This window comes from Methylobacterium sp. J-070 (assembly GCF_022829385.1).
In the GTDB taxonomy this organism is placed as follows: Bacteria; Pseudomonadota; Alphaproteobacteria; order Rhizobiales; family Beijerinckiaceae; genus Methylobacterium.
In genome coordinates this window covers 1-1956 of the sequence record NZ_JAKSXX010000111.1, presented here as the reverse complement: position 1 = coordinate 1956, position 1956 = coordinate 1, and the positions used below count along the sequence as shown (strand labels likewise).

The following is a 1956-nucleotide window of genomic DNA, read 5'->3' as shown; positions in this document are numbered from 1 at the left end:
TGGCTGGCATAGTCGGGCGGTGAATTCGCGCCCTGCCAGATCATCAGTCCGACCGCAGATGTCAGCATCAAGCCGACACTGACAATCAGGACGTAGAGGGCCGGTCTGCCGCGCTTACCCTGGCGGCTATCCTGCCCAGAGGTGTGCTCTGACACTCATAAACCTCGCTCACCCGCGCCATTGCGAGCGTAATGAGGAACATATGCGATGACTGAAAGTTCTGGCCTGCGACCTCAAGGATAATTGAGAGAAATCCATCGGCATCGAAAATCCAACAAATGTTTATACCGGGATCTTTATAGCCCCGGATCCTGTTAAGTTGGCGCCGCATCCGGTCGGCGCGGAGGTCTAATGTACAATCCGTTTTTCTCTTCGTTCATGCTCGTGATCGAAGCTCAGCGGGTGATCGAGTTGCGGCTGGTTCGTCTCGCCTGGGGTGGCCGCGAGGGCCGGGCCGAGATGCAGTCGATGGTGACCGAGAAGGTGCATGCTGCGGGCGAGGCGATGACGACGCTGATGTTCGGCGGCTCGCCTGAAACCGTCATCGCCCGCTACCGCGAGCATGTCGCCCTCAATATCAAGCGCCTGAGGGATGCTTGAACCCGAACCCTGACCGCAAGCCTAACTCGTAATTCGGAGATCACACCAGACCGCTGCCGGCCCGCGGAAATTCGACGAGCCGGCGCACGTCCTCGTCCCACAGCGCGAGTCTGAGGCAGCGCACGCTCTCGCGCAGGGTCAGGCGGCTTACCGTCCCGAGGGTCGCGTGCCCATCAATGCAGGCCTGGAGACGATAGTTCGGGATACGACTGTTGAGGTGGTGGACGTGGTGCAGCCCAACGTTGCCGGTGAACCACTGCAACACGGCCGGTAGGACGTAGTACGAGCTACCACCCAGGGCTGCGCCGTGATGGTTCCAATTGTCTGCGTCCTCCCAGACCGTATTTTCGTACTGGTGCTGAACGTAGAACAACCAGCCCCCGATCCAGGCCGCCACGCATACGGTCGGCAGCAGGGCTGCCAGGACGGGGCCGAGCCCTACCGCCAGGGCGAGCGCTGAGACTACTGCCACCAGTGCCAGGTCGAGCGCGACCACATCTCGCCACGTGCTGCGCCAAGGCAGCCCAACTCCGAAAGGCATGCGCTGCAGCAGGAGGAAATTGAGCGGCGAGCCTAGCCCAATGAGCAGGAACGGGTTGCGGTACAGCCTGTAGCGCAGCCGTCCCCACCGCGGCAGAGCGAGGTACTCGCGCACCGTTAGGGTCGTGATATCTCCGATGCCGCGCCGGCTGAGGTCGCCCGCCGAGGCGTGGTGGAGGGCGTGGGCTCGTTTCCAGCTGTCGTAGGGGGTCAGCGTCAGCAGGCTGAGGGCGCGACCGACACCGTCGTTGAGGGCGTGACTGGGCAGGAACGAGCCGTGCCCACAATCGTGTTGGATGATGAACAGGCGCACGAGCAAGCCGCCTGCCAGAACGCTCAGAGGCGGGACGACCCACCCGTAGCCGGTCGTGGCACCCACGATCATGGCGGCGCATAGGGCGAGGTAGGGCAGCCCGGTATTCGCGAGCTGGAACAGCGCGCTACGGACGATCGGCGCGCGGTAGGCGGCGCAGTGACGGGCGATGTCGCGAGCGCAAGAGGCGGCCTCGCCCGCCGGGTGGCGAGCGACGTACACCGGGAGGGCTTCGCCGTGCTCGGGAGCTACAGGCATCGGCATCGTAGCCCTCGCATCTCCAGACCGCCCTGTGTCAGCGGCTGGTAGCCCGCTCGGCCTTGGCTTGCTCGCCGAACTCGGCTGCGGCGTCCTGGCACCCAGGGGATATCTGGCCGATCTTCCGTCGGAAGCAGGCTTCAACTGCGGAGGTATCATCGCCAGACTCGGGGCAAAGACGGCGATAGTCGGCCGTGCACGATGCGCGCAGCGCCGTCTCCGCCGGCCCCATCTGACGTCCTGCC

The 1956-nt window shown here is 64.2% G+C and carries 3 protein-coding genes; 1 reads left to right on the top strand and 2 read right to left on the bottom strand.

The window, feature by feature from the left end; genetic code table 11:
• The first annotated feature begins 351 nt into the window (after positions 1-351).
• Entirely contained in the window at positions 352-600 is a 249-nt protein-coding gene (locus MKL01_RS08865) for a hypothetical protein (protein ID WP_243904852.1), read from the top strand.
• A gap of 40 nt (positions 601-640) precedes the next feature.
• Here MKL01_RS08865 and MKL01_RS08860 read toward each other — a convergent pair whose 3' ends face one another.
• Positions 641-1711: a fatty acid desaturase gene (locus tag MKL01_RS08860; RefSeq protein WP_409566223.1), complete on the bottom strand. Its 1071-nt coding sequence runs from the start codon at positions 1709-1711 to the stop codon at positions 641-643.
• Between the two features lie 37 nt (positions 1712-1748).
• Positions 1749-1956 (bottom strand): hypothetical protein (locus MKL01_RS08855; RefSeq protein WP_243904850.1); only part of this gene is annotated, 208 nt, incomplete at its 5' end.